We start from the raw sequence: 23,188 nt of genomic DNA, 5'->3' as shown, positions 1-23,188 counted from the left end.
TCTTCGTGCCTTCCGCTCCAATCAACAGGGTATAAAATCAACAGGGTCCTTTAACACAGCCAATAAAAAAACCGGACTTTTCAATAAAAGACCGGTTTTGGACCTATAAATATTTTAACAATTTATTAAAAGTTGGATATACTTGATACATTCTTCCACGACTTGATCCTTCATTATAAAACTATATTCGGCTCCAAATCGAAGTTGGAGCAAATCCCCTTTGATGATAACGGGCCCATTGGTTTCATAGTAACCGTCAGTTTTCTTTAATTCCGTTACCTTTCCCCAAAAAACAGCCTTAACAAAAGAACCGTTTTCGTCCATTACTCGATAATCTGCGATATAGGTTAGTGTGTCAAAAACTGAACCTGTCTCCTCAAACGCCTCTCGTCGAGCCGCTTCTTCCAAAGACTCACCCTGTTCTCTTTTTCCCCCAGGAAATTCCAGACCTCTTTCTTTATGGTTGGTCAATACCCAATCTTCGTCCCATTGACTAATTACAAGAACATGCTTAGGTTCCTCAGGGAATGAATGGGCCTCGAAAGATAATTCTACCAAATTTCCTCTGTCGTCAAAAAATTGTTTCATGCCACTCCCCGCCCATACTTTTTTCCTTTATTATAAACGCAAAAAAGGAAAACCCACAAAGATTGGATCTTCCAACTTTTTTTACTTAGGTAAGATATTCATACTTTCAATATGATTCCTTGCTTCCTGATCACCTAACTGGTGAAGCATTCCATAAATTTTTTGAATAGTGCTATCATATTGATCGTTTTCCCGATCATAATGGTACTGAACATACGGAACATGGGCTCTAAAAAAGTTTTTCCACTCTGTTGAATAGTTTTGATCAAACATTTCACGAAGCTGTGTGATCTCTTCATCTGTTGCCTTAATTTTATAGCCCCAACTGGAAGCCGTGGCGCTTCTCGAGATTTCACCTGTTCCAACATCTATGTAATATGTTTTTTTCTGCTCATCCATTTGTGTCATCCCCTTTTACCTTTATTAATCCACAAAAAGAAAAAATTTATTCGATGGCAAATTTCGATTCATTTTTTATTATGAGATATTGTATAATAAAATAACAAACTCAAAAATGACAGATTTTTCAGAATTCAATAATGAAGAATGGAATCTTAAAAAAAGGAAAAAATTAACGTAAAGGGGAGGTGTTTTTCGTGAAATTAGTGGATGAATTATATGAAATGTATCGGAACAAGTTAACCGGTGATGAGGAAGATATTGATATGCTGGCGTTTGCCTTCCTAGAAGAAATGTCACATGAGGATTTGTTAGCACTCATTCATGACATGGATAAACAAGAATTATACGATTTAATGGGACTTTATTTGATTGAGACATTGAAGGGGAAATTTGCCCAGGAGCAATATGGCCAGCAGCGCACCCATACTTATTATCCAAGAAACATACATTGAAGCTTACATAATAGGGAAAGGGAGCTGAGTGTTCAGTTTCCTTTTTTTATGCCAACAGAATCGGAAAATGTTAAAATAAAAAAAAGGGGGAGAAATTCTTGATTACCGTATTAGTAGTAGCCGTTATAATTGTTATTGTCGTTCTTTTACTAGCAGTGATTACTACCTCAAGGGCCTATTCCTATAAGCATACAGTTGACCCGATCGAAAATAATCCTCATCTTGAAAAGGAAGAGCAAGAAAAAAACTCGCCGTAATTACATTTGGCGAGTTTTATTATTAAGCAAATACCTGCTTTAATTCTTCTTTAGTATGCTTCATCCAATAGTTCATTAAACGCTTTGCACCATCAAGATCATGGAGCTTCGCTTGGCCGCATTGTCTCTCATTTGCTGCCGGAATTTCGGTAATCTCAACAGCTTCTTTCATTGTCGCCTCAAGAAGGTCAATGATTTCTTCCACTGTTGGCTCACCGCTGACCACAAGATAGTAACCTGTTTGGCAACCCATTGGTGAAATATCAATGATATCGAAATGATTATACTTTTCAACATGCTTACGGATATTAAAGGCAAGCAAATGCTCAAGAGTATGGATGGCATCTGGTTTCATTGCTTCTTTATTTGGCTGACAAAAACGAATATCATATTTATTTATGACACCGTCACTCCCTACTTTATGAACACCACAATGGCGCACATATGGAGCCTTTACGGCATTATGATCTAAATCAAAGCTTTCAACTGAAGGCATTAAAATCACTCCTTAATCAATCTACTCACTATCATACTATAAATTCCGAGTTTTTTCATCTACATTAAAATATTTACCATTTTAGACGTATATTCGTTTGTATGGTATCTTAATGGTAATCATTCAATTAGGAGAATGGATTATGTTAAAAAAATTCTTTATTTCCCTCATTCGTTTTTACCAAATAGTTATTTCCCCACTAAAGCCGCCATCCTGCCGATTTTATCCTACCTGTTCCCATTATGGATTAGAGGCAGTGCAGCGGTTTGGCGCTATTAAGGGCGGTTATCTTGCCATAAAAAGAATTTTAAAATGCCATCCGTTTCATCCGGGCGGGGTCGACCCTGTCCCAGAAAAATGGAACAATCACAAAAAACATTAATTAAGCGTGCCGTCTACCACAAGGTCTAGTTTTCCTGTCTTTGGATCAATAACCAGACCATGAACGGGGACTCCCTCCGGCATTAATGGATGATTCTTGATCATTTCTACACTACTTTTAACACTATCTGTCACAGAATCAAAACCATGCAGCCATTGTTGTATGTCAATACCTGAATAAGTTAAGGTGTTAAGCTTTTCGTCTGTAATTCCTCGCTCTTTCATGCTAGCAATAACTGGTTCAGGCTTCAGTCCGCTCATACCGCAATCATGGTGGGCAATAACCATAACCTCTTTGGCCTGCAATTGATAAATGGCAATTAAAATGCTGCGCATAATACTTCCAAATGGATGCGAAACAATCGCCCCTGCATTCTTAATAAGCTTTGCATCACCATTTCCCAAATTTAAGGCTTTCGGCAGCAGCTCAAGTAGCCTTGTATCCATACAAGTAAGAATGACCATCTTTTTATTAGGAAATTTTGTTGTTTCATATTTCTCATATTCATGGTCTCCAACAAACTTTTTATTAAATTCGAGTATGTCGTTTAAAATTTCACTCATATCGATACCCCTTTCTCTGTACACTTATAAGAATACAAAACATCAGGGAATGAATACAAATTATTTTTGCTTGCATTCATTGTTTTTTTCTTGTAAGATACAAAAGTAAATCGTAATTGTTCCGTATTATATTTTTTTCCTCAATAAATCGTAATTGATACGATTTGGATTACAAAGGAGTTATCGTTATGAAAAAACTGATTCTTTTTCTTTCACTTTTGTTACCACTAAGCCTTGTTTTATCGGCCTGTTCCAATGGTAACGAAACATCGCAAAAAAAGAAAAATAAATTAAGTGTTTATACTACCGTATTTCCATTGCAATATTTTACCGAGCGAATCGGTGGTAAATATGTAGAGGTTAAAACGATCTATCCTCCCGGTGCAGACGAACACACCTTTGAACCCACTCAAAAGGATATGATGAGTCTAGCAGATTCAGACTTATTTTTCTATATTGGGTTAGGATTAGAGGGATTTGTTGAAAAAGCGAAGGATACATTAAAAAATGAAAATGTCAAAATGGTCGCTACAGCTGACCAGCTTAAGCTTCCAAAAAATACGCATGAGGAAGCCCATGAGGATTCTGATGAAGACCATCACGGCGACGTCAATCCACATGTATGGCTCGACCCTGTTTATTGTAAGGAAATGGCCGGGGTGATTCGCGATCAATTAGTGAAAAAAATGCCTGAACAAAAGAAACTATTCGAAGAAAATTATCAAAAACTTGCCGGGGAATTAGATGAGTTGAATAACCAATTTGCCACAACCATATCTTCAGCTAAACATAAAAAGATCATTGTCACACATGCTGCATTTGGGTATTGGGAAAATCGTTATGGTCTTGAGCAAATTAGTGTTTCAGGGTTGTCTACAACCAATGAACCTACACAAAAGGAACTGGAAAAAATTATTTCCGTAGCCGATCATGAAGGTTTGCACTATATGCTGTTTGAACAAAATGTTCAGTCTAAACTCGGAAAAATTGTTCAAAAGGAAATCGGTGCAAGAGCACTGCCGATTCATAATTTAGCTATTCTTACTGAAAAAGATATTAAAAATAAAGAAACGTATTTTTCTTTAATGAAAAATAATCTAAAGAGTCTTCAAACGGCTTTAAATAAATAATTTGCCAGTTAGTCCATAAAAACACCTGTCATCCCTTTTGATTACTGGGATTTAGTCGTCCATTTTAACAGACGATATAACTGTATTCACTATTTTCTAAGGGGTGAGAGGAAATGGCACAGGATGTTTTATGTGAAGTAAATAACTGTACTTTTTGGGCAAATGGAAACAAATGCAGTGCGGAAAGTATTTACGTGGTCAGCCATACGGGAAAACAAGCTGATACAAATAAAGAAACCGACTGTAAGACGTTTGAACCGGGTGATTTATAAGGAGAAGTGAAGAACCAGACAGAACTTTGTCCGGTTCTTTTTTCATTAAAATTGAAATAAGACTTTTTCCTAAAATTAAACTCATTTTTCGAGGATGATAAACCTGCACTACTTCCCTCTAAAACCTAAATTCCTTTTTCCCTAATAAGCATTGCTGCAGTCTTTTTTCATTCAGAGTGTAGCCAATTCCGGGCTTATCTGGAACTGCTATGTAGCCATTTTCAACCGTTACTTCCGGCGCAATGATATCTTCTTCCCAAAACCGGCTGGAAGCAGAGATATCGCCAGGAATTGTGAAACCTGCAAGTGAGGCCAAAGCAATATTATGGGCACGGGAAACGCCAAATTCAATCATGCCTCCGCACCAAACCGGGATCTCTCTTTCCAGGCAATAGTCATGAATCCGTTTTGCTTCTAAAAGACCGCCCACTCGTCCCGCCTTAATATTAATTACACCGCAGCTCCCCATTTCAATCGCTTTTCGTGCATCTTCAAAACTCACAATACTCTCATCCAAACAAATCGGCGTCTTGATTTCTTTTTGCAAAATTGCATGGTCGATGAGATCATCATGAGCCAGAGGCTGTTCGATCATCAGCAAATGGAATTCATCAAGAGCCTTCAGCCTGTTCAAATCACCTAAACTATAGGAAGAATTGGCATCAGCTATGATAGGCAAATCTGGATAATGCTTGCGGATTTCCGCTAAAAAAGTATAATCCTGCCCCGGGCTGATCTTCAACTTAATGCGCTGGTATCCCTCAGCCAGATAGTTGTCAATTTGCCTTCGTGCATTCGTTAAGGAGTCAGTTGCCACTACAACACCCGAAGCTATTTTTTCTCGTGTTCCTCCCAGCAACTTAGACAGCGACATCTGCTGCTGTTTTGCAAACAAATCCCACAGAGCCATTTCCACTCCCGCTTTCGCCATCTGGTTACGCCGAACCGATTGAAACAGAGACGATACTTGTTCCGGATGTTGAACTGGATTTTCCAGCAACAATGGAATCAATACATCCTCTAACATATGCATACTTGTTTTTACCGTTTCTTCTGTATACCAAGGAGTTGAAAATGCTACACCTTCCCCAAGACCGACATGACCATCCTGATCCGTGATTTTCACGATAATCCCTTCTCGATTTTTTACAATACCAAGATGGGTTACAAACGGTGATTTTAATGGTATTTCAATTACCGAGAGCTCAATTTTCGCTATGTTCATGGTGAATCCTTCCTTCATTCAGCCATTCGCGAAGCTCACGACGAAGTAATTTTTTCGAAGCATTTCTTGGCAATTTTTCCACAAAATAAACAGCTTTTGGTACTTTATATTTAGCCAGCCGTTCTTGGCAAAATTCCCTTAGCTCTTCTTCTGACAATTGGTCATCTCGTCGTACCGCCACTGCCACGGGCACTTGACCCCATTTATCATCTTCAATCCCAATGACCCCTGCTTCTGACACGCCCGGATGAGACAATATGATCCCTTCAACCTCTGCAGGATAAATGTTTTCCCCGCCTGAAATAATCAAGTCCGAACGGCGGTCGAGAACATATAAAAATCCTTCGTCATCCATATAGCCGATATCTCCGGTATACAGCCAACCATCACGGATTTTCTCCATTGTTACGTCTGAACGGAATAAATAGCCTGACGTTACATTTGGACCCCTCACAACAATTTCACCAGCCTGTCCAGGAGCAGCAACTCTGCCCCTTTCCACTTCAATCTTTATTTCTGATGGAAATAACGGCTTTCCTGCCGAACCGAGCTTAACCATACTGTATTCAGGTGATAATGTAACAATTTGCGAGGAGGTTTCAGTCATTCCGTAAGTTTGAAAAACAGGAGCCCCCTTTTCAACACATGCTTGCAGTAATGGCAGTGGAGCTGGCCCCCCACCTAGTAAAAAACAGCGGAAATAATCGGGTAGCTGCTGTTCTTTTCCTAATAGTTCAACCATTTCAGTTAACATTGTGCCAACTACAGACATAATGGTGATCCGCTTTTCCTTAATATCTGCTAAAGCTTTTTTTGCATCAAATTTCTTATGTAATACCATTGGCATTCCATAAATGATACTCTTCATTAAGATGGAATAGCCGCTTATATGGAATATCGGTACAGAGCACAACCAGCTATCATGTTCCGATAACCCCAAATTTAATGCGGACCCAACCGCACTCCACCAGTGGTTGCCATATGTCTGTATTACACCCTTGGGATAACCCGTTGTTCCTGATGTATACATGATCGTACAGATTTCGGCAAGGTTGACTTCCTCGAGAATATCAGCCTCTTTTGGATTGCTGATGAACACCTGTTTTACCGTCATTCCCGATAAAGAAGGTTGCTGTCCTTGGAAGAATGCAAGCAACTCGGAAAAAGAATCATCCACTATAACGGAAGACGCCTTTGAATCCTCTAGCTGCCAGGCTAATTCTGAGGGTGTTAAACGGTTATTTAAAATAACTGCTCTTACTCCCAATAATTGCAAAGCCAATAAAATAATGACTGTATCAAGCTGATTTTTCAACAATATCCCCACAAATTGATCCTTTTGAATTCCATGGCCTTGTAATTGCCCAGCTGTTTTTGCAGAGGATCTATACAGTTCTTTGAAGGTAAGTGTCTGATTTTCAAAATAAACAGCTATTCTGTCTGGTGTTAAGAAAGCCCGCTTTTTTAAAAAATTTGGCATAACATTCGATTGCATCTTTTCCACCTCTTTATAATCCGCAGCTAGATAAAAAACAGCCTGATGGAAACCATCAAGCTGCTAGTTCAAGTTGATCATCAAGGAAAACGAGGAAATTGACCGAAATCTGGCTTACGCTTTTCTTTAAACGCATCACGGCCTTCTTTTGCTTCATCTGTTGTATAGTAAAGCAACGTAGCATCACCTGCAAACTGTTGAAGACCAGCTAACCCGTCAGTATCTGCATTCATAGCAGCCTTTAAGAAGCGAAGGGCTGTCGGACTTTTTTCCAACATTTCTTCACACCATTTAATCGTTTCTTCTTCCACTTGTTCTAGTGGAACAACGGTGTTGACTAAGCCCATATCAAGTGCCTCTTGTGCGTTGTATTGACGGCATAAATACCAGATTTCACGCGCTTTTTTATGGCCGATAATACGAGCCAGGTAGCCTGAACCATATCCGGCATCAAAACTGCCCACTTTAGGACCAGTTTGTCCGAAAATAGCATTATCAGCAGCAATTGTTAGGTCACATACGACATGCAGTACATGGCCGCCGCCAATTGCATACCCTTTTACCATCGCTACAACCGGTTTTGGAATCACACGAATTAAGCGTTGAAGATCAAGTACATTTAAACGAGGAATTTGATCTTCGCCCACATAGCCGCCATGTCCACGTACAGATTGGTCACCTCCGGAACAGAATGCCCGATCACCAGCACCAGTTAACACAATTACCCCAACATTTGAATCATCTCTAGCATATGCAAAAGCATCAATTAATTCCGAAACTGTCTTGGGTGTAAAAGCATTATGTACATGTGGTCTGTTAATGGTAATTTTCGCTATTCCATTATAAGTTTCATATAAAATTTCTTCATACTTGCGTCCTGGAACCCATTCAACCGCCAAAATAAAAACCCCCTTATTTTTTATTGATTGGTTTAGGTGACAAAAAGTCACTTACTATTGTACCAAACTTTTCTTTATTCTCCACATGAATTGCATGGCCTACCTCTTCAACTCTACTCCAATGGGCATTATTCAGCAAAGATAACATGCTTTCTGCAATCCGGCCAAACTTTTCATCTTTCTCACCGGTTACTAGTAACACCTCACAAGAAAGAACAGATAATTGCTCCCACCAAGAGGGCTGAGACCCGGTTCCCATTCCACGTAAACTGTTGGCTAGTCCAATCGGTGAATTTCTTAAACGTTGATTTCTAATTTTTTCTTTCACGTTGAAGGGAAGGTGCTTCATGGATTCAAACAAAGGAATGACCTCCCAATAATCCACGAAAGCAGGTATACCTTGTTGAGCAATAAATTCAGCAAGTTCTCCATCTTTCATACGACGCTGTTCCCTTTCTTCCTCCGTCCGAAGCCCGGGCGACGCACTCTCAAGTATTAATTTTCGAACCATCCCTGGATAAAGAATCGCAAAGGTAAGCGCCAGCCTTCCTCCCATGGAATAGCCCAGAACATCAATTTGTTGAATCTTCATCTGTTCCAGCATATCTTTAAGATCACGAGCTGCCGATTCTATTCGATAGCGGATCAGATCTTTTGGGGATTCAGTTCGTCCATGTCCCACAAGATCTGGTATCAAAAGTGTAGAATGCCCACCCCAATTTTTGCAAAACGGCATCCAAGTGGACGAATCTCCGGTAAACCCATGCAATACCAACAAAGGATAGCCCTCACCGCAAACCTCCAAATGGTATTGGAGTTCGTAACAGCATATTTTCATTCATGTTCACCTTTGACAAAATTCGTTATTTCCTGGGAAACACTTTGCCAAAATTCGCGGTGTTCTTTCAGATTTTCGGAGCGATTTGTTTTCACTTCATACACATGTAAGCCAGATAAATCTATTGATTTATTCATTTCTTTTTGGAACTGATCCCAATCCGTAATATTCATATATTTTCCGTTAAACATTTGTACCGCATGTCTAAACTCAAGGTCGAGCGGAGTACCGAAAAGAAGTTCGAAATGTTTAGGATGCTCCGATTGCGGAAGGAAGGAAAAGATCCCGCCACCGTTATTATTAATTAAAATAATATGGATATCAATTTGATGCTGCTTCGCCAAAAGCATCCCAGTTAAGTCATGGAAAAAAGTTAAATCCCCAAGAACTAGATACACAGACTTTGAATATAACGCGGCTCCCATCGCCGTAGAAATCGTACCGTCAATTCCATTGGCACCGCGATTAGCCATGATTGTAATTGATTTTTGGTTATTGAGGAAAAAGCTATCCAGGTCACGAATCGGCATGCTATTCCCTACAAATAATGTAGCCCCGTCCGGCAACAAATCAGCCAACTGATAAAACAGCTTTGCTTCACTCATTTCAGTAACATCTCTAAATGAATCAATCTGTTCTTTCGTCAGTTCATTCACCTTTTTCCAGTCTTGTAAATACTGGCAATCATTTCTTGATTGCGTATAGTTTATCAGCTTTTCACAGAATACCGTTTCATCCGCAAAGATCATCTCTGTTGACAGCAAAGCTGGATCACGCCATCCGCCTCCGCCATCAACGACAAATTGTTCAGCATGCTGATTTTCTTTTATAAAAATAGTGAGCGCTTTCGAAATCGGCATCGCACCAAAACGAAGGATGACATCTGGTTTTAATAACCCTTTTACATCTTCATTCCTAAGGAATGTATCGTAACCATCGATTATCTCAGTTAATTCATGTTTCCCGCTTCTTAGCTGAGACAATGGATCTGCAAGAATAGGGTATTTTATGATTTTTGCAAGCTTTGTTACCGCTTCGGTAAAACGATCATCGGCAATATGGCCACAGACAATCATTCCTTTTGGCTTGTTTTTTAATTTTTCAGCGATTTCTTGAAACCATTCATCCTCTAACGTGAGATGGCCATTATGTACTTTTACAAAGCCTTTCGGACGCTCCGCCAACTGAAAAAGATTCTCATCAACCTTCGGAATCAACGGCTCACGGAAAGGAAAATTAAGATGAACCGGTCCTGCAGGTGCCTGAGCAGCAATTGCCGCAGCTCGGGCACAAACAGTCCTTGCATAGCGCAATATTCCCTTGCTGTTTTCAGGCAGCGCCATTTCCGCGAACCACTTGACATGTTGTCCATATAAATGGATTTGATCGATCGCTTGTGGTGCACCAATTTCTCTTAATTCATGAGGACGGTCAGCAGTTAATACCAATAAAGGTACCCGTGAATACCTTGCTTCCACAATGGCCGGGAAATAATTGGCTGCCGCTGTGCCAGATGTACATAGAATGGCAACAGGGCGGTTGGTTGCTTTGGCAATTCCTAATGCAAAAAAAGCAGCAGAGCGCTCATCCACGTGAATATGTAGCTTTAATTCGGGATGTTCGGCCATGACCAATGCCATGGGTGTAGACCTTGAACCTGGACTAACAACTACATCCGTTACCCCAGAATGATATAGTTCTGCTACAAATGCCGCTAAATAGGTGGTTAAAGATTCTTGATGACTCATGATTCATTTCCTCCAAGAGCACGGAGCATCGGTCTAAATTTTAACCCCGTCTCTAAATATTCACTTGCAGAATCGGAATCAGCTACAACACCGCATCCGGCAAACAGTGAAGCTTCATTACCTTGAATCAGCCCAGAGCGGATCGATACAGCAAATTCTCCATTTCCCTGATAATCCATCCAACCTAGTGGTCCTGCATAAAAACCGCGGTCAAGCTCTTCAATCTCTCTTATCTTTTCAACAGCCTCGCGTTTCGGAAGTCCTCCAAGTGCAGGGGTTGGATGCAATTTTTCAACTAATATCAATAAAGAAGCATCCTTGCTGCATTTTCCAAGGACCGGTGTATATAAATGCTGGATGTCCCTATTTTTCATAAGCTGTGGTTTTTCAGGCATAATCAATTGATCGCAGGATTCGATCAATGCTTTTTTAATCATGTCGACCACATATTGATGCTCAATTAAATTCTTTTGATCATGTAGGAGGGTTTCACCTAAGTGTTGGTCTTCTTCCTCCGTTTTGCCGCGGGAAATAGAACCGGCCAGACAAGTGGAGAAAATCTCACTGCCCTGTTTTTTAACAAGTCTTTCCGGGGAAGCCCCAAGGAAGCAATCACCATCGGATTCCAATGCAAAAATAAAGCTTTCCGGCTGTTGCTCATATAAATGGTTTAAAACCTGCTCTGTTTTGACTTTATCATTAAACATCAAGCGCAGTTCTCTAGCGAGGACCACCTTTTTTAATGGCCCTTCCTCTTCCCTTAATTCCTTCGCTATTTCATCTACTGTAGATTTCCATTGTTCCGATGATATTTCTTTCGTATCTATAACGTTCACAGGTAGCGAATTATCATTTTTCACTAGAAGATCAAATAAATGATTCCGTTCATTATGTGTTTGTAAAAATAAAGAATAATCGTCTTGTTGCGTGCAAATAACATTAGTTGTTAAATAGGCTTGACCATTGATAACGCTTAATAAATATTTAGGAAGATAGAATAACGCATCGGCAAACTTGGACCAAAGCGCTGTTTTTGCCTTACAGGGGTCAAATGAAAACCCACCAAACAAAAGAGGACCAATTCCAGGTTCTTCAAATGGATTGATAACAATCCCATCATCCAAGACATTCTGCCAGTCTTGTTCTACATGAAAAAAGCAGTCTGTATCCTGGTCCAATTGAATTTGTTTTGCTTTTCCCAGTCCAACCAAAACAACCTCGTCCTTCGGATCCTTCCAGAAAAAACGTTCCCCTTGATATTCTTTTAAACCTGCATGAAAAAATGATAAAGGGTTGATCGTCTCAACCTTATGTACCTCACTAAATAAAATGGGGCGGCCCATTTCTTTCGCACGATTAACAGCCAAGAGACCTTTTTCTTTTATATCTGTTTCTTGAATGGTAACCAAACAAATCCCTCCAAAACAGCCGAATGACTGCTATCCGTTCATTTTAAAGCCTATTTAAAGATACTACTCCCATTGTAAATTAGTCAATAATCCTTGTCACTTCATTTACATGTTCTTACCTTATTATATGTCAAAAATTGAAGAATCGGCTTTTTCTGTTCCTAACATTTTCTCAGGAAACGAAACATCTTAACCTGCAGGGATTATCTTCTAGTTCTGATAATAAAATATATTTGACACTCCTGACCTGTTTGCCTACACTAAAGTGTGGGTAACATTCAAAAAAACTTCACAATTCAACATAAAAATATAAAATTTTTAAAATATTAGGGAGGAGAACGAAATGCAGCCAAATACACAGCACGGATCAAAGCAAGTAGTAAAATCAAACAGTGGTTTTCAAGTTTGGTGGCAAATGACCCGTCCTCACACATTAACTGCAGCATTTGTACCGGTACTGCTCGGTACAGCACTTGCCCTTAAACAGGGATCGATTAGCGTTGGGTTATTTTTAGCCATGTTACTCGCAAGTCTATTGATTCAAGCCGCGACCAATATGTTTAATGAATACTACGATTTCAAGCGTGGTCTCGATACAGAACATTCCGTGGGAATAGGAGGCTCGATTGTTCGGGATGGCATTAAGCCTAAAACGGTCATGAATCTTGCTTTAAGTCTCTATGGAATTGCCTTACTTCTTGGCGTATATATTTGTGCAAATAGCAGTTGGTGGTTGGCTATTGTTGGCTTGGTCTGTATGGCCGTAGGATATTTTTATACGGGTGGACCGATTCCAATCGCATACACCCCATTTGGAGAACTTCTAGCAGGTTTCTTTATGGGAATGATGATTATTTTAATTTCATTCTATATTCAAACTGGAGTGGTTGATCAAACTAGTATTTTGGTCTCTATTCCGAGTTTTATACTGGTTGGCGCTATTTTACTTTCCAATAATATTCGCGATCTTGAAGGTGATAAAGAATTTGGTCGGAAAACTCTGGCGATTCTATTAGGGAAACAAAAAGCCATTTATTTATTGGCGGGTATGTTCATTTTTTCCTTTTTATGGGTAATTGGCTTAATCATTAGTCACATTGTTCCGGTTTGGACGGCTATTGTACTAGTAAGTGTTCCAAAACCACTGAAAGCCATCAGCGGTTTTAAAAGAGGAACTGTCCCAATCCAAATGGCCCCTGCCATGAAGGCGACGGCCCAAACCAATACGATCTTTGGATTTTTACTTGCAATCGGAATTTTTGTCGGACATTTTCTATAGATTAAAAAAGCTTCTGCCACGTATGCAGAAGCTTTTTTTATTACCAAAGCGGCTGAATTCCCCAAATATCCCTGGCATATTCTTTTATAGTACGGTCACTGGAAAAATAACCGGCATGAGCAATATTATTGAGGCTCATTTTTTGCCAGCGTTGAACATCTGTAAAAGCCTCTCCTACTTTTCGGTGTGAATCAACATAGGAGGCAAAATCCTTTAATACAAAGTATTGATCATTTTCCTCTAGCAGGGAGTCAAATATTGGTTCAAATTCATTATGGACACCATCAAAGAAGCCGTTTACCATTTGATCGACTACCTGACGGATCCGCTGATCGTGATGATAGTATTCAATGGAATCGTAACCACCTTTGCGGTAATAGTGCAGCACTTCTTCCGCCGTTAAGCCGAAGATAAAAATATTGTCATCCCCGACCAACTCATGGATTTCCACATTAGCCCCATCTAGAGTCCCTAACGTTAATGCACCATTTATCATGAATTTCATATTACCTGTACCTGAAGCTTCTTTACTTGAAGTAGAAATTTGCTCACTGATATCGGCGGCAGGAAAGATTTTTTCCGCCAATGAAACACGATAATTTTCCAGAAAGATCACCTTTAGACGATCTCCTACTCTAGGGTCATGATTAACTTTATCTGCAACAGCATTAATTAACTTGATAATCTTCTTGGCATAATAATACCCTGGTGAAGCTTTTGCTCCAAAAATAAATACCCTTGGCACCATTTGAAAATTGGGATCATCTTTGATTTGGTTATAAAGGTACATGATATGTAACACATTAAGCAGCTGCCTTTTATATGCATGAAGCCGTTTCACTTGGATATCAAAAATGGCTGATGTATCGACTGGAACGCCCATTTGCTGATATATAAAATCGGCAAGCTTCTGTTTATTTTCCTGCTTAATATTTTTAAGCTGCTGCAATACTGAGTTATCATTTTCATACTTCAACAAGTCGATCAGCTCATGTGGCCTACTTGTCCAAGAAGGTCCAATTTTATCAGTGATCAGCTCTGACAATTTTGGATTTGCTTTTAACAGCCATCGGCGGTGGGCAATTCCATTGGTTTTATTATTGAATTTTTCAGGGTATAACAAGAAGAATGGCTTCATTTCTCTCTCTTTCAGAATTTCAGTATGAAGCCTGGCCACTCCATTGACACTAAAACTCCCCACAATCGCCAAATGAGCCATTTTAACAAAGTGATCAGCTATAATGGCAAGACTTGCGATTCGATCCCAATCTCCTGGAGTTTCCTCCCATAAATCATGGCAAAATCGTTCATTAATTTCTTCGACAATCATATAAATTCTTGGCAGCAACGGCTGAAAAATATAAACCGGCCATTTTTCCAGCGCTTCTGACAAGGTAGTATGGTTCGTATAAGCAATTGTGTTTTTCGTGATATGCCAAGCCTGATCCCAATCTAAGCCTTCATCATCTATTAAAATTCTCATGAGTTCAGGTATCACCAAAACGGGATGTGTATCATTAATATGAATGCAAATATGCTCATGCAGGTGAAGAAGACTGCCATGCTGCTTTCGATACGAACGCAGAATCGATTGTACACTGGCAGACACCAAAAAATATTGCTGTTTTAATCGCAAAATTTTCCCTTCGTCATGCGTATCATCTGGATAAAGAAATTCAGAGATTGCCTCAGTTCGGCGCTTGTAATTTAATATATCCTTAAAAATAGGAAATTGCGCCGGTTCCGCGCTCCATAACCTCAAGGTATTCACCGTATCGGAATGAAACCCGACCACCGGCATATCATACGGGACTGCCGTCACTGTTTCAGCATGAAGGTGATGAAAGACCAGTCTGCCGTTTTCTTCCCTCGCCTCCACTTTGCCCCAGAACGGGATACTGACGGCTAAATCAGCCTTACGAACCTCCCATACATTCCCGCTGCGCAACCATTGCTCCGGTAACTCCACCTGATAGCCATCAACAATTTTTTGCTCAAACAACCCATGTTTATAGCGGATGCCATGACCATGGCCTGGGAGATTTAACGAAGCTAGTGAGTCCAAAAAGCAGGCGGCCAGTCTGCCTAAGCCGCCATTGCCTAACCCTGCATCAGGTTCAAGTTCTTCCAGTTCACTCAAATCAATCCCAAGGTCCTCGAGACCATCTTGAATAATCTCTTCGATTCCAAGATTAAGTAAATTTTGCCGCAAAAGCTTACCCAATAAATATTCAATAGAAAGATAATAAACCTGCTTCCCTTTCGTGGCCATATACCGTTCATTTGTCGTAATCCAGTCATTACTGACATATTCTCTGATCATAGATCCTAATGTTTGGTAATGGTCCCTAGAAGTACTTTCGGCAAAGCTTTTTCCACATAACATCTCAAGCCTATTTAAAAATACTTCCTTAAACTTTTCTTTATTAGAAAACATGGGTTTCACTCCTTGCAACCAGTTCTGCATAAAGCTGGTTATATCGAAAAGCCGATTGGGCCCAGCTATAATCCATCTCCATTGCTTGTTTTACAATACTTTTCCATACTTTCTTATCATGATAAAAGCTTAAGGCTCTTTTGATGGTATAAAGCATGTCATGTGCATTAAAATGATGGAAGGAAAATCCATTCCCCTCCTTTGTGAATTCATTCAAAGACTTTACGGTGTCATTTAAGCCGCCAGTCTCTCTTACAATAGGTATGGCACCATACTTCATGGCAATTAACTGACCTAGTCCACACGGTTCAAACAGCGATGGCATCAAAAATAAATCAGCGGCAGCATATAACTTATGGGCAAGGGCCTCATCAAACCCTGTTTTGACTTTAATTTTTTCAGGGTAAATTCTTGAGGCCTGACGTAAATATTCCTCGTACTCAAAATCACCGGTGCCTAAAATAATGACTTGAATGTCCTCCTGTAAGATTTCACGGAGAACACACTTGATTAAATCAAGCCCTTTTTGTCTCGTCAACCGAGAGATCATCACCATTAACGGAGTTGTGGCACTCTGTTTTAAACCAAATAGTTTTTGGATCTCTTTTTTATTAACCGACTTTTTATTTGGATTTCGGGCTGTATATGTTTGATAGATCATCGGATCATCAGCAGGATTATAAAAATCCTCATCTATTCCATTCAAGATCCCAGCAAGATCTTGATTACGATGTCTTAATAATCCATCCAGCTTTTCACCATATTCAGGAGTTTGGATTTCATTTTTGTACGTGGGGCTTACCGTGGTAATTTCATCAGCAGCCACAAGTGCCCCTTTCATAAAATTGATATTCCCAAAGAACTCTAAATGTGATGGGTGGAAGGCTCCCTCATCAAGCCCCAATAAATCCTTTAATGCCTCTTTTGGAAAAATCCCCTGGAACTGGAGATTATGAATCGTAAATACCGTCTTGATCTGGCTGTATTCCTTGCGTCTATAGTATTCCCTGCGCAGAAGATAAGGAATCATGGCCGTATGCCAATCATGACAATGAAGGACATCTGGGATAAAGTCCAACTCAGTCAAAGCCTCAAGAACCGCCCTGTTAAAAAAGGCAAATCTTTCACCATCGTCAAAATAACCATACAAGCCTTCCCGTCTAAAATAGTACTCATTATCGACAAAATAATAAGTAATGCCTAAGTGGGTCAGTTCCTCAATCCCACAATATTGGTTTCGCCACCCCACGGACACGAAAAACTCTTTCACTTTCTTCATGTTATTTTTAAATTCTTCTGAAATCGTTCCATACTTAGGGAGAATGACTCTGACATCTGTCCCCAGGCTTTTTAACTCCTTTGGAAGAGAACCGGCAACATCTGCCAGTCCTCCTGATTTTGCAAATGGGCCACATTCCGAAACAGCAAATAATACTTTCACGAATTCATCAACGCTCCTTGCTTCGTCCCTTTTCGAATAACAAATGGTGAATGGGCAGTTCCGGTTAGGTGGGTTCCTGCTTCGACTTTCACATCTTTATCCAAAATAACTGAATCTAAATAGCAATTTTCTTCAATTTGGCACTTCTGCATGATGATGCAGTTCTTAATAATTGAGCCTTTGCCAATTTTTACACCCCGGGAAACAATACTGTTTTCCACCTCGCCCCCGATCACACACCCATTAGCGATCATAGAATTCTTGACGATGGAGCCCTGAATATACTTTGTTGGAGGCTCATCTTTCACTTTTGTTAGGATCGGCTGGTTTTTTACAAATAATTCCTTCCAAACATTCATGTTTAACAAATTCATACTGGTAGAAAAATATTTTTCAATCGAATCTATCATCACGGCATAACCGTCATATTCATAGGAACAGATTGCGTAATCATTGTTAATATCACTAGTTACATCTTGCATACAGGTATAGCCTGTTTCATGTCTTGTTTCAATCAATTTTATTAATAACGAGGTTTTGATTAAGTACATTTCTAATGATTTTCCATCCTGGTGATGGATTTTCGTAATGTCACAGCCTGATTGTATATGCCAATCAAGAATCGGCTTATAGGTAGTGTTAAAAACAGTATAACAATTTGAGATGAGGGCATATTCCTGAGTGCTCCGATAAAAATAATCCAAGTTCGCTGCAAACAGCTCAAACGAACCAATTCGTCCCCCAAAACTTTCTACAACCGGAGAAGGGAAAAAGAAGAGTCCATCTCTTTTTCGATTCAAGTCCCAATTCTTTCCTGAACCAAGGTGGTCCATTAGGGAACGATATTGCATTTTTGGAAAAATAGCCACACTGCGAATTCCCGAGTTCACCATATTAGATAAAACGAAATCAATAACTCGGTATCTGCCTCCAAAAGGCAGGGCAGCCAGTGACCGATGTGTCAGAAGATCCTCCAAATCCTCATGATAGCTGGTAGCATCAATAATACCCAAAAGCTCTCTTTTCAAACAACGTCCCCTCCAGTTTCTCTAATGCTTCTTATAGAAATACCCTAATCGATATTCGAGTACATCTTTCAATACGCAGGATAAAGTCTTTCAATCATTTCCTTAGTTACCAAAATAATTTCATCATCGAAGGAGCGGATGACTGTACCATCTGGAATTTCTACATCACATGGAACGATGGCCTTTTCAATAAAACAATTTTTTCCCACCACAGCGTCCGGCATAATTACAGACTCGATTATCTTCGTTCCTTTTTCCACTTCAACCCCTTGAAAAAGGACGGAATGATAGATATCCCCTTCTATCGTACAACCCTCATTAATCAGTGATTCCTTGACAATCGCATCTGATGAAATATATTGTGGCGGACGATTTGGATTAACCGAGTAAATTTTCCAGCTGTGGTCAAATAAATCCAGTTCACAATCTTCCCTTAATAAGTCCATATTGGCTTCCCACAGACTTTTTACCGTTCCAACATCTTTCCAATATCCTTTAAACGGATAAGCAAACAATTTGCGCTGATCTTCCAGCAAGAAAGGGATGATATCCTTGCCAAAATCATGGCTTGAATCCGGATTTTTTGCATCCACTTCCAAATATTCCTTCAGTATATTCCAGCTAAAAATATAAATCCCCATTGAGGCCAGGTTATTTTTAGGCTGAATAGGCTTTTCCTCGAATTCTACAATTCTCATTTCTTCATCGGTATTCATGATGCCAAACCTGCTTGCTTCTGCCCATGGAACCTCGATTAAGGAGATGGTTGCATCCGCTCCTTTTTCGATATGATATTCCAGCATACTTTCATAATTCATCTTGTAAATATGATCACCCGAAAGAATTAATACATATTCAGGCTGATATTGCTTCAAATAGTTCAGATTTTGAAATACAGCGCTTGCCGTTCCTGTATACCACTTTACCTCTGACGATTCTGCGTAAGGAGGCAGGACCGTTACTCCGCCATCTTTTCGATCCAGATCCCAGGCACTTCCAATGCCGATATAAGAATTCAATAATAATGGCTGATATTGAGTTAAAACCCCCACAGTATCAATGCCCGAATTGGCACAATTACTCAATGTAAAATCTATGATTCTATACTTCCCGCCAAATGGTACCGCGGGTTTAGCCAGGTCTTTTGTCAAATCATTCAGTCTGCTCCCCTTCCCCCCCGCTAGAAGCATGGCCACGCACTTTTTCTTTTCCATTCCCTTTTCTCTCCTTTCGTTTTTTGACTGGTCTAAGTATTTGGAAACCAAATGGTGCAATAGCCAACTGAAGCGAAAAGGGCCTGCCATGAAAGGGCTCATCCACTGTTTTCAACACTTTTTTATGAATAGAACCAGATCCACCGAACTCTTCCGCATCGCTATTAAAAATTTCCCGATACTCTCCTTGATGTGGAACGCCAATCTTATATTCCGGATAGCTAACCCCTGTGAAATTACAAATAACGATTAGAATATCCTCTAGTTTTTTCCCTTTTCGAATAAACGAAAAAATAGACTGCTCATGATTATCAACATCAATCCATTCAAAACCATCCTGCAAATGATCTAATTCATATAGAGCTTTAGAACGTTTATAAAACTTGGTTAAGAATTTCACATACTCATTTATCTTTTTGTGCATGTCATAATCTAACAGGTTCCAATCCAGTTGTTCCTTATCCTTCCATTCCGCGAACTGTCCGAATTCAAAGCCCATAAATAATAATTTTTTTCCAGGGTGGGCAAACATATAGCCTAGCAACAACCTGAGCTGGGCAAATTTTTCCCAGTAATCACCCGGCATTTTATTAAGTAGTGATTTTTTCCCATGGACCACTTCATCATGTGAAAATGGGAGCATAAAATTTTCTGAAAAAGCATATAAAAGTGAAAAAGTTACCTTTGAGTGGACATGTGATCGAGAAAAAGGAGGAGTTTCCATATATTCAAGAATGTCGTTCATCCAGCCCATATTCCATTTGTAATCAAAACCAAGCCCGCCGGATTCCACCGGGGCCGTAACATTGGGGTAATCAGTTGAATCCTCACCAATCATTAAGAAATGTGGATTGTAATCGTGTATAACCCTATTCAGTTTTTTCAAAAATTCAATTCCAAGTGGGTTTTTACTCTTGTGATCCATGGAATTGGGCCAATAAATAATATTCGCTACAGCATCCATTCGAAAACCGTCAATATGGAAATATTCCATCCAGTAAAGGGCATTGGAGATAAGGAAACTTTGTACTTCACCCTTTCCTAAATCAAAATTAGCTGTTCCCCACACAAAATTCTCTCGGTCGGTCCGATTACTATAGGAGAATAAATCAGTTCCATCAAACCGATAAAGGCCATGCGCATCCTTACAAAAATGTCCCGGCACCCAGTCGAGAATGACCCCTATGCCATTTTGATGACATTGGTCTACGAAATAGCGAAATTCATCAGGGGATCCATATCTTGACGTGGTTGCAAAATACCCTGTACCCTGATAGCCCCATGAGGCATCTAACGGATGTTCCACAAGCGGCATCAGCTCAATATGGGTAAATCCATGATCCAGCACATATGGTATAAGCTCTGAAGCCAGTTCATAATATGAAAGAAAGTCACCATTTTCCTTCTTACGCCAGGACCCCGCATGCACCTCATAAATAACCGCAGGGTCGGTAAAGACATTCCGATATAACCTACGATCTATCCATTCCTGGTCCTTCCATTCATAGTGCTCTAATGAGTAAACAACCGATGCTGTATGCGGCCTTAACTCAGAATAGAACGCAAATGGGTCGGCCTTTAGGAGTTTTTCCCCGGAGAGTGTAATGATTTCATATTTATAAACACAGCCTTCCATATCCCGATCAACAACAATAATCCAAACACCTTCATCATTTACCTTTTTTAATTCATATCCTTTACCATTCCAGCTATTAAAATCTCCCACCAGCCGCACTTGATCAGCATTAGGAGCCCAAACACAAAAGCGAGTATAAGCTTCGTACTCATTGGAATTCTTAAAGATATGAGCGCCAAAAAGCTGATGACTTTGAAATAAGCTTCCCTCGTGAAACAAATGCAACTGAAAATCAGTCGGAAATAAAGTATTCACTGTCATGGCTCTCCTCATCCTCATTGAAAATATGTATTTCAAAAACCAATTATAAGTGCAAATGACAAATATTCCTTGTAAAACTTTTTTATCTTTTCTGACAACAAGCGGGGGATGATTTGATTTTAAGACGTTTTACGACATAAACCCCCGGAATACGACAAAAAATCAAACAGACTTCGACGAAAATAGAGTTAGTTTTTTTAAAATTTTTTTTAAAAAGCCCTTCAAGAAGTTATTTTATATTTTTTAAAGTAAATAACATTTTGAAGGAGATTTTGTTGATTTGAAAGCGATTTCATTATTTCTTTGAGGAATACTTCACTGAATTTAGCTATGTTAATATAACATTAAGTTATTAATTCAATAATATTTTTTGTTTGTAAAATGTGTATGGGAAGGTTAGAAAATGTTTCCTTGTAAACAGGCAAACGAACTCTTACTGTATCTTTCCAATGAACTCGATTCAGAGGAGGGGAGTGATGAAAGAAGGGGTGTACATGTTTGTACAAGTTTATTGGTACAGTTACTGTTCGATTTGAAAGTGTAAACCTTATATTTCAGCACCAGCTACAGAACCGATTGAGCAGAGGTGCAAAAAAATAATTCAATAATCCTGAATATAATCTACCAAGACTTCAAATTTCGACTTAGATATATTAACCTGTAATTCCAAGTGAGCATGGGGGTCATATTGTAAAAACCCTACTGGTTAGCATACTTTTTCGTTGCAACTTTTTCCTTTAGTTTGATTAGTTCTATCGGACATCTCTCGACTTTTTGGCTGCTATCTGGCCTTGAGACACCTTCTATCTGAATTCTCTCAGCTTTTTTGGTTGCTACTTGGCCTTGAGACGCCCTCTATCAGACTTCTCTCAGCTTTTTTGGTTGCTACTTGGCCTTGAGACACCCTCTATCAGACTTCTCTCGGCATTGGTTGCTTACCAAGCCTTGAGGTCCTGTTCTGTAAGCCCTGTCCCTTTATGTCAATCTATCCACGTGATTCAACCTTCAGAAATTTTCATTTTCTAAGACGACAAAAAAACTGATGACAATTTGTCATCAGCCTTTTTGTATGACCCCTACGGGATTCGAACCCGTGTTACCGCCGTGAAAGGGCGGTGTCTTAACCGCTTGACCAAGGGGCCAAATGGCAGAGAAGAAGGGATTCGAACCCTCGCACCGGTTACCCGATCTACTCCCTTAGCAGGGGAGCCCCTTGAGCCACTTGGGTACTTCTCTATATAACTCCGCAGGTAGGACTCGAACCTACGACCGATCGGTTAACAGCCGATAGCTCTACCACTGAGCTACTGCGGAATAAAATATGGTGGGCCTAAATGGACTCGAACCATCGACCTCACGCTTATCAGGCGTGCGCTCTAACCAGCTGAGCTATAGGCCCATAATGGAGCGGGTGATGAGAATCGAACTCACAACAACAGCTTGGAAGGCTGTGGTTTTACCACTAAACTACACCCGCATAATAATGGGGCGACTGATGGGAATCGAACCCACGAATGTCGGAACCACAATCCGATGCGTTAACCACTTCGCCACAATCGCCATAAGTTTAATTGTAAATGGTGGCTCAGGACGGAATCGAACCGCCGACACAAGGATTTTCAGTCCTTTGCTCTACCGACTGAGCTACTGAGCCAATAAATGGCGGTCTGGACGGGACTCGAACCCGCGACCTCCTGCGTGACAGGCAGGCATTCTAACCAACTGAACTACCAGAC

The 23,188-nt window shown here is 39.9% G+C and carries 21 protein-coding genes and 7 tRNA genes; 6 read left to right on the top strand and 22 right to left on the bottom strand.

The genetic code is table 11. The annotated features are described in order from the left end of the window. Positions 1-114: 114 nt before the first annotated feature. Positions 115-588, bottom strand: coding sequence for an RNA deprotection pyrophosphohydrolase (gene ytkD, locus V7083_RS00835; RefSeq protein WP_335474356.1), 474 nt, complete (start codon positions 586-588; stop codon positions 115-117). An 81-nt stretch (positions 589-669) separates the two neighbouring features. Beyond that, positions 670-987 (bottom strand): hydrolase, encoded by a 318-nt coding sequence (locus tag V7083_RS00830; RefSeq protein ID WP_335474354.1) that lies wholly within the window; start codon positions 985-987, stop codon positions 670-672. Between the two features lie 197 nt (positions 988-1,184). Between V7083_RS00830 and V7083_RS00825 the strand changes: the two genes are divergently transcribed. Further along, positions 1,185-1,442, top strand: coding sequence for a DUF6154 family protein (locus V7083_RS00825; RefSeq protein ID WP_335474353.1), 258 nt, complete (start codon positions 1,185-1,187; stop codon positions 1,440-1,442). 98 nt (positions 1,443-1,540) lie between these two features. Beyond that, positions 1,541-1,699: a YtzI protein gene (gene ytzI / locus V7083_RS00820; protein WP_335474351.1), complete on the top strand. Its 159-nt coding sequence runs from the start codon at positions 1,541-1,543 to the stop codon at positions 1,697-1,699. Between the two features lie 22 nt (positions 1,700-1,721). Here the strand turns inward: ytzI and V7083_RS00815 are convergent, their stop codons facing one another. Continuing rightward, positions 1,722-2,195, bottom strand: a complete 474-nt coding sequence (locus V7083_RS00815) for an S-ribosylhomocysteine lyase (protein WP_335474349.1) — start codon at positions 2,193-2,195, stop codon at positions 1,722-1,724. Positions 2,196-2,337: 142 nt separating this feature from the next. Here V7083_RS00815 and yidD point away from each other — a divergent pair, with 142 nt between their 5' ends. Beyond that, the gene (gene yidD, locus V7083_RS00810) at positions 2,338-2,577 is read left to right on the top strand and encodes a membrane protein insertion efficiency factor YidD (protein WP_335474346.1); all 240 of its coding nucleotides are present in this window, start codon (positions 2,338-2,340) and stop codon (positions 2,575-2,577) included. Here yidD and V7083_RS00805 read toward each other — a convergent pair. Then, positions 2,574-3,140, bottom strand: a complete 567-nt coding sequence (locus V7083_RS00805; RefSeq protein ID WP_335474344.1) for a beta-class carbonic anhydrase — start codon at positions 3,138-3,140, stop codon at positions 2,574-2,576. The two genes, yidD and V7083_RS00805, sit on opposite strands and share 4 nt — an antisense overlap. A 188-nt stretch (positions 3,141-3,328) precedes the next feature. Between V7083_RS00805 and V7083_RS00800 the strand changes: the two genes are divergently transcribed. Then, on the top strand, positions 3,329-4,270 hold the full coding sequence (locus tag V7083_RS00800) for a metal ABC transporter solute-binding protein, Zn/Mn family (protein ID WP_335474342.1): 942 nt from the start codon (positions 3,329-3,331) through the stop codon (positions 4,268-4,270). A gap of 113 nt (positions 4,271-4,383) precedes the next feature. After that, complete coding sequence (locus V7083_RS00795) at positions 4,384-4,542, top strand: DUF1540 domain-containing protein (protein ID WP_335474341.1); 159 nt, start codon at positions 4,384-4,386, stop codon at positions 4,540-4,542. A gap of 118 nt (positions 4,543-4,660) precedes the next feature. On the opposite strand, the gene menC is transcribed toward V7083_RS00795, so the two are convergent. From menC to V7083_RS00765, 6 genes are all read right to left on the bottom strand, one after another. Beyond that, positions 4,661-5,767, bottom strand: a complete 1,107-nt coding sequence (menC, locus tag V7083_RS00790) for an o-succinylbenzoate synthase (protein WP_335474339.1) — start codon at positions 5,765-5,767, stop codon at positions 4,661-4,663. Continuing rightward, positions 5,748-7,262, bottom strand: coding sequence for an o-succinylbenzoate--CoA ligase (locus tag V7083_RS00785; protein WP_335474337.1), 1,515 nt, complete (start codon positions 7,260-7,262; stop codon positions 5,748-5,750). Before V7083_RS00785 ends, menC begins: the two co-directional genes overlap by 20 nt. Before the next feature lie 80 nt (positions 7,263-7,342). After that, positions 7,343-8,161, bottom strand: coding sequence for a 1,4-dihydroxy-2-naphthoyl-CoA synthase (gene menB / locus V7083_RS00780; RefSeq protein WP_335474335.1), 819 nt, complete (start codon positions 8,159-8,161; stop codon positions 7,343-7,345). Positions 8,162-8,174: 13 nt separating this feature from the next. Next, positions 8,175-8,999: a 2-succinyl-6-hydroxy-2,4-cyclohexadiene-1-carboxylate synthase gene (gene menH, locus V7083_RS00775; protein ID WP_335474333.1), complete on the bottom strand. Its 825-nt coding sequence runs from the start codon at positions 8,997-8,999 to the stop codon at positions 8,175-8,177. Next, positions 8,996-10,747, bottom strand: a complete 1,752-nt coding sequence (gene menD / locus V7083_RS00770) for a 2-succinyl-5-enolpyruvyl-6-hydroxy-3-cyclohexene-1-carboxylic-acid synthase (protein ID WP_335474331.1) — start codon at positions 10,745-10,747, stop codon at positions 8,996-8,998. The genes menH and menD overlap by 4 nt, the downstream gene beginning before the upstream one ends. Beyond that, positions 10,744-12,156: an isochorismate synthase gene (locus V7083_RS00765; RefSeq protein ID WP_335474330.1), complete on the bottom strand. Its 1,413-nt coding sequence runs from the start codon at positions 12,154-12,156 to the stop codon at positions 10,744-10,746. The genes menD and V7083_RS00765 overlap by 4 nt, the downstream gene beginning before the upstream one ends. A 343-nt stretch (positions 12,157-12,499) precedes the next feature. Between V7083_RS00765 and V7083_RS00760 the strand changes: the two genes are divergently transcribed. Next, on the top strand, positions 12,500-13,435 hold the full coding sequence (locus tag V7083_RS00760) for a 1,4-dihydroxy-2-naphthoate polyprenyltransferase (RefSeq protein ID WP_335474328.1): 936 nt from the start codon (positions 12,500-12,502) through the stop codon (positions 13,433-13,435). A gap of 40 nt (positions 13,436-13,475) precedes the next feature. Here V7083_RS00760 and V7083_RS00755 read toward each other — a convergent pair whose 3' ends face one another. The 12 genes from V7083_RS00755 to V7083_RS00700 form a co-directional block, all read right to left on the bottom strand. Continuing rightward, positions 13,476-15,872: a glycogen/starch/alpha-glucan phosphorylase gene (locus V7083_RS00755; protein WP_335474326.1), complete on the bottom strand. Its 2,397-nt coding sequence runs from the start codon at positions 15,870-15,872 to the stop codon at positions 13,476-13,478. Continuing rightward, the gene (glgA, locus tag V7083_RS00750; RefSeq protein WP_335474324.1) at positions 15,862-17,313 is read right to left on the bottom strand and encodes a glycogen synthase GlgA; all 1,452 of its coding nucleotides are present in this window, start codon (positions 17,311-17,313) and stop codon (positions 15,862-15,864) included. The genes V7083_RS00755 and glgA overlap by 11 nt, the downstream gene beginning before the upstream one ends. Continuing rightward, complete coding sequence (locus tag V7083_RS00745; protein ID WP_335474322.1) at positions 17,310-18,341, bottom strand: sugar phosphate nucleotidyltransferase; 1,032 nt, start codon at positions 18,339-18,341, stop codon at positions 17,310-17,312. The genes glgA and V7083_RS00745 overlap by 4 nt, the downstream gene beginning before the upstream one ends. Before the next feature lie 68 nt (positions 18,342-18,409). Beyond that, positions 18,410-19,555 carry a glucose-1-phosphate adenylyltransferase gene (locus V7083_RS00740; protein ID WP_335474320.1) on the bottom strand — a complete coding sequence of 382 codons (1,146 nt, stop codon included), beginning with the start codon at positions 19,553-19,555 and terminating at the stop codon, positions 18,410-18,412. Beyond that, positions 19,494-21,452 (bottom strand): 1,4-alpha-glucan branching protein GlgB, encoded by a 1,959-nt coding sequence (gene glgB, locus V7083_RS00735; protein ID WP_335474318.1) that lies wholly within the window; start codon positions 21,450-21,452, stop codon positions 19,494-19,496. Before glgB ends, V7083_RS00740 begins: the two co-directional genes overlap by 62 nt. A gap of 1,070 nt (positions 21,453-22,522) precedes the next feature. Further along, positions 22,523-22,594 (bottom strand) — tRNA-Glu (locus V7083_RS00730). A 3-nt stretch (positions 22,595-22,597) separates the two neighbouring features. After that, positions 22,598-22,688 (bottom strand) — tRNA-Ser (locus V7083_RS00725). A 6-nt stretch (positions 22,689-22,694) separates the two neighbouring features. Further along, positions 22,695-22,766 (bottom strand) — tRNA-Asn (locus V7083_RS00720). An 8-nt stretch (positions 22,767-22,774) separates the two neighbouring features. After that, positions 22,775-22,851 (bottom strand) — tRNA-Ile (locus tag V7083_RS00715). Between the two features lie 4 nt (positions 22,852-22,855). Further along, positions 22,856-22,929: transfer RNA gene (locus tag V7083_RS00710), tRNA-Gly, on the bottom strand. Positions 22,930-22,936: 7 nt separating this feature from the next. Continuing rightward, positions 22,937-23,012, bottom strand: a tRNA-His gene (locus tag V7083_RS00705). An 18-nt stretch (positions 23,013-23,030) separates the two neighbouring features. Then, a tRNA-Phe gene (locus tag V7083_RS00700) sits at positions 23,031-23,106 on the bottom strand. Between the last annotated feature and the right edge of the window lie 82 nt (positions 23,107-23,188).

Origin of the sequence: Bacillus sp. JJ1764, assembly GCF_036962145.1 — a bacterium.
Lineage (GTDB): Bacteria > Bacillota > Bacilli > Bacillales > Cytobacillaceae > Neobacillus.
Note: the sequence above shows the minus strand (reverse complement) of the source record. Positions and strands in the feature narration are given on the sequence as shown.

Coding starts and splice junctions, on each gene's coding strand:
- V7083_RS00830 (WP_335474354.1), bottom strand. CDS start 987: ATGGATGAGCAGAAAAAAACATATTACATAGATGTTGGAACAGGTGAA.
- V7083_RS00740 (WP_335474320.1), bottom strand. CDS start 19,555: ATGGAAAAGAAAAAGTGCGTGGCCATGCTTCTAGCGGGGGGGAAGGGG.
- V7083_RS00760 (WP_335474328.1), top strand. CDS start 12,500: ATGCAGCCAAATACACAGCACGGATCAAAGCAAGTAGTAAAATCAAAC.
- menH (WP_335474333.1), bottom strand. CDS start 8,999: ATGAAAATATGCTGTTACGAACTCCAATACCATTTGGAGGTTTGCGGT.
- V7083_RS00805 (WP_335474344.1), bottom strand. CDS start 3,140: ATGAGTGAAATTTTAAACGACATACTCGAATTTAATAAAAAGTTTGTT.
- ytkD (WP_335474356.1), bottom strand. CDS start 588: ATGAAACAATTTTTTGACGACAGAGGAAATTTGGTAGAATTATCTTTC.
- V7083_RS00795 (WP_335474341.1), top strand. CDS start 4,384: ATGGCACAGGATGTTTTATGTGAAGTAAATAACTGTACTTTTTGGGCA.
- yidD (WP_335474346.1), top strand. CDS start 2,338: ATGTTAAAAAAATTCTTTATTTCCCTCATTCGTTTTTACCAAATAGTT.
- glgB (WP_335474318.1), bottom strand. CDS start 21,452: ATGACAGTGAATACTTTATTTCCGACTGATTTTCAGTTGCATTTGTTT.
- V7083_RS00785 (WP_335474337.1), bottom strand. CDS start 7,262: ATGCAATCGAATGTTATGCCAAATTTTTTAAAAAAGCGGGCTTTCTTA.
- menD (WP_335474331.1), bottom strand. CDS start 10,747: ATGAGTCATCAAGAATCTTTAACCACCTATTTAGCGGCATTTGTAGCA.
- V7083_RS00800 (WP_335474342.1), top strand. CDS start 3,329: ATGAAAAAACTGATTCTTTTTCTTTCACTTTTGTTACCACTAAGCCTT.
- V7083_RS00755 (WP_335474326.1), bottom strand. CDS start 15,872: ATGTTTTCTAATAAAGAAAAGTTTAAGGAAGTATTTTTAAATAGGCTT.
- V7083_RS00815 (WP_335474349.1), bottom strand. CDS start 2,195: ATGCCTTCAGTTGAAAGCTTTGATTTAGATCATAATGCCGTAAAGGCT.
- menC (WP_335474339.1), bottom strand. CDS start 5,767: ATGAACATAGCGAAAATTGAGCTCTCGGTAATTGAAATACCATTAAAA.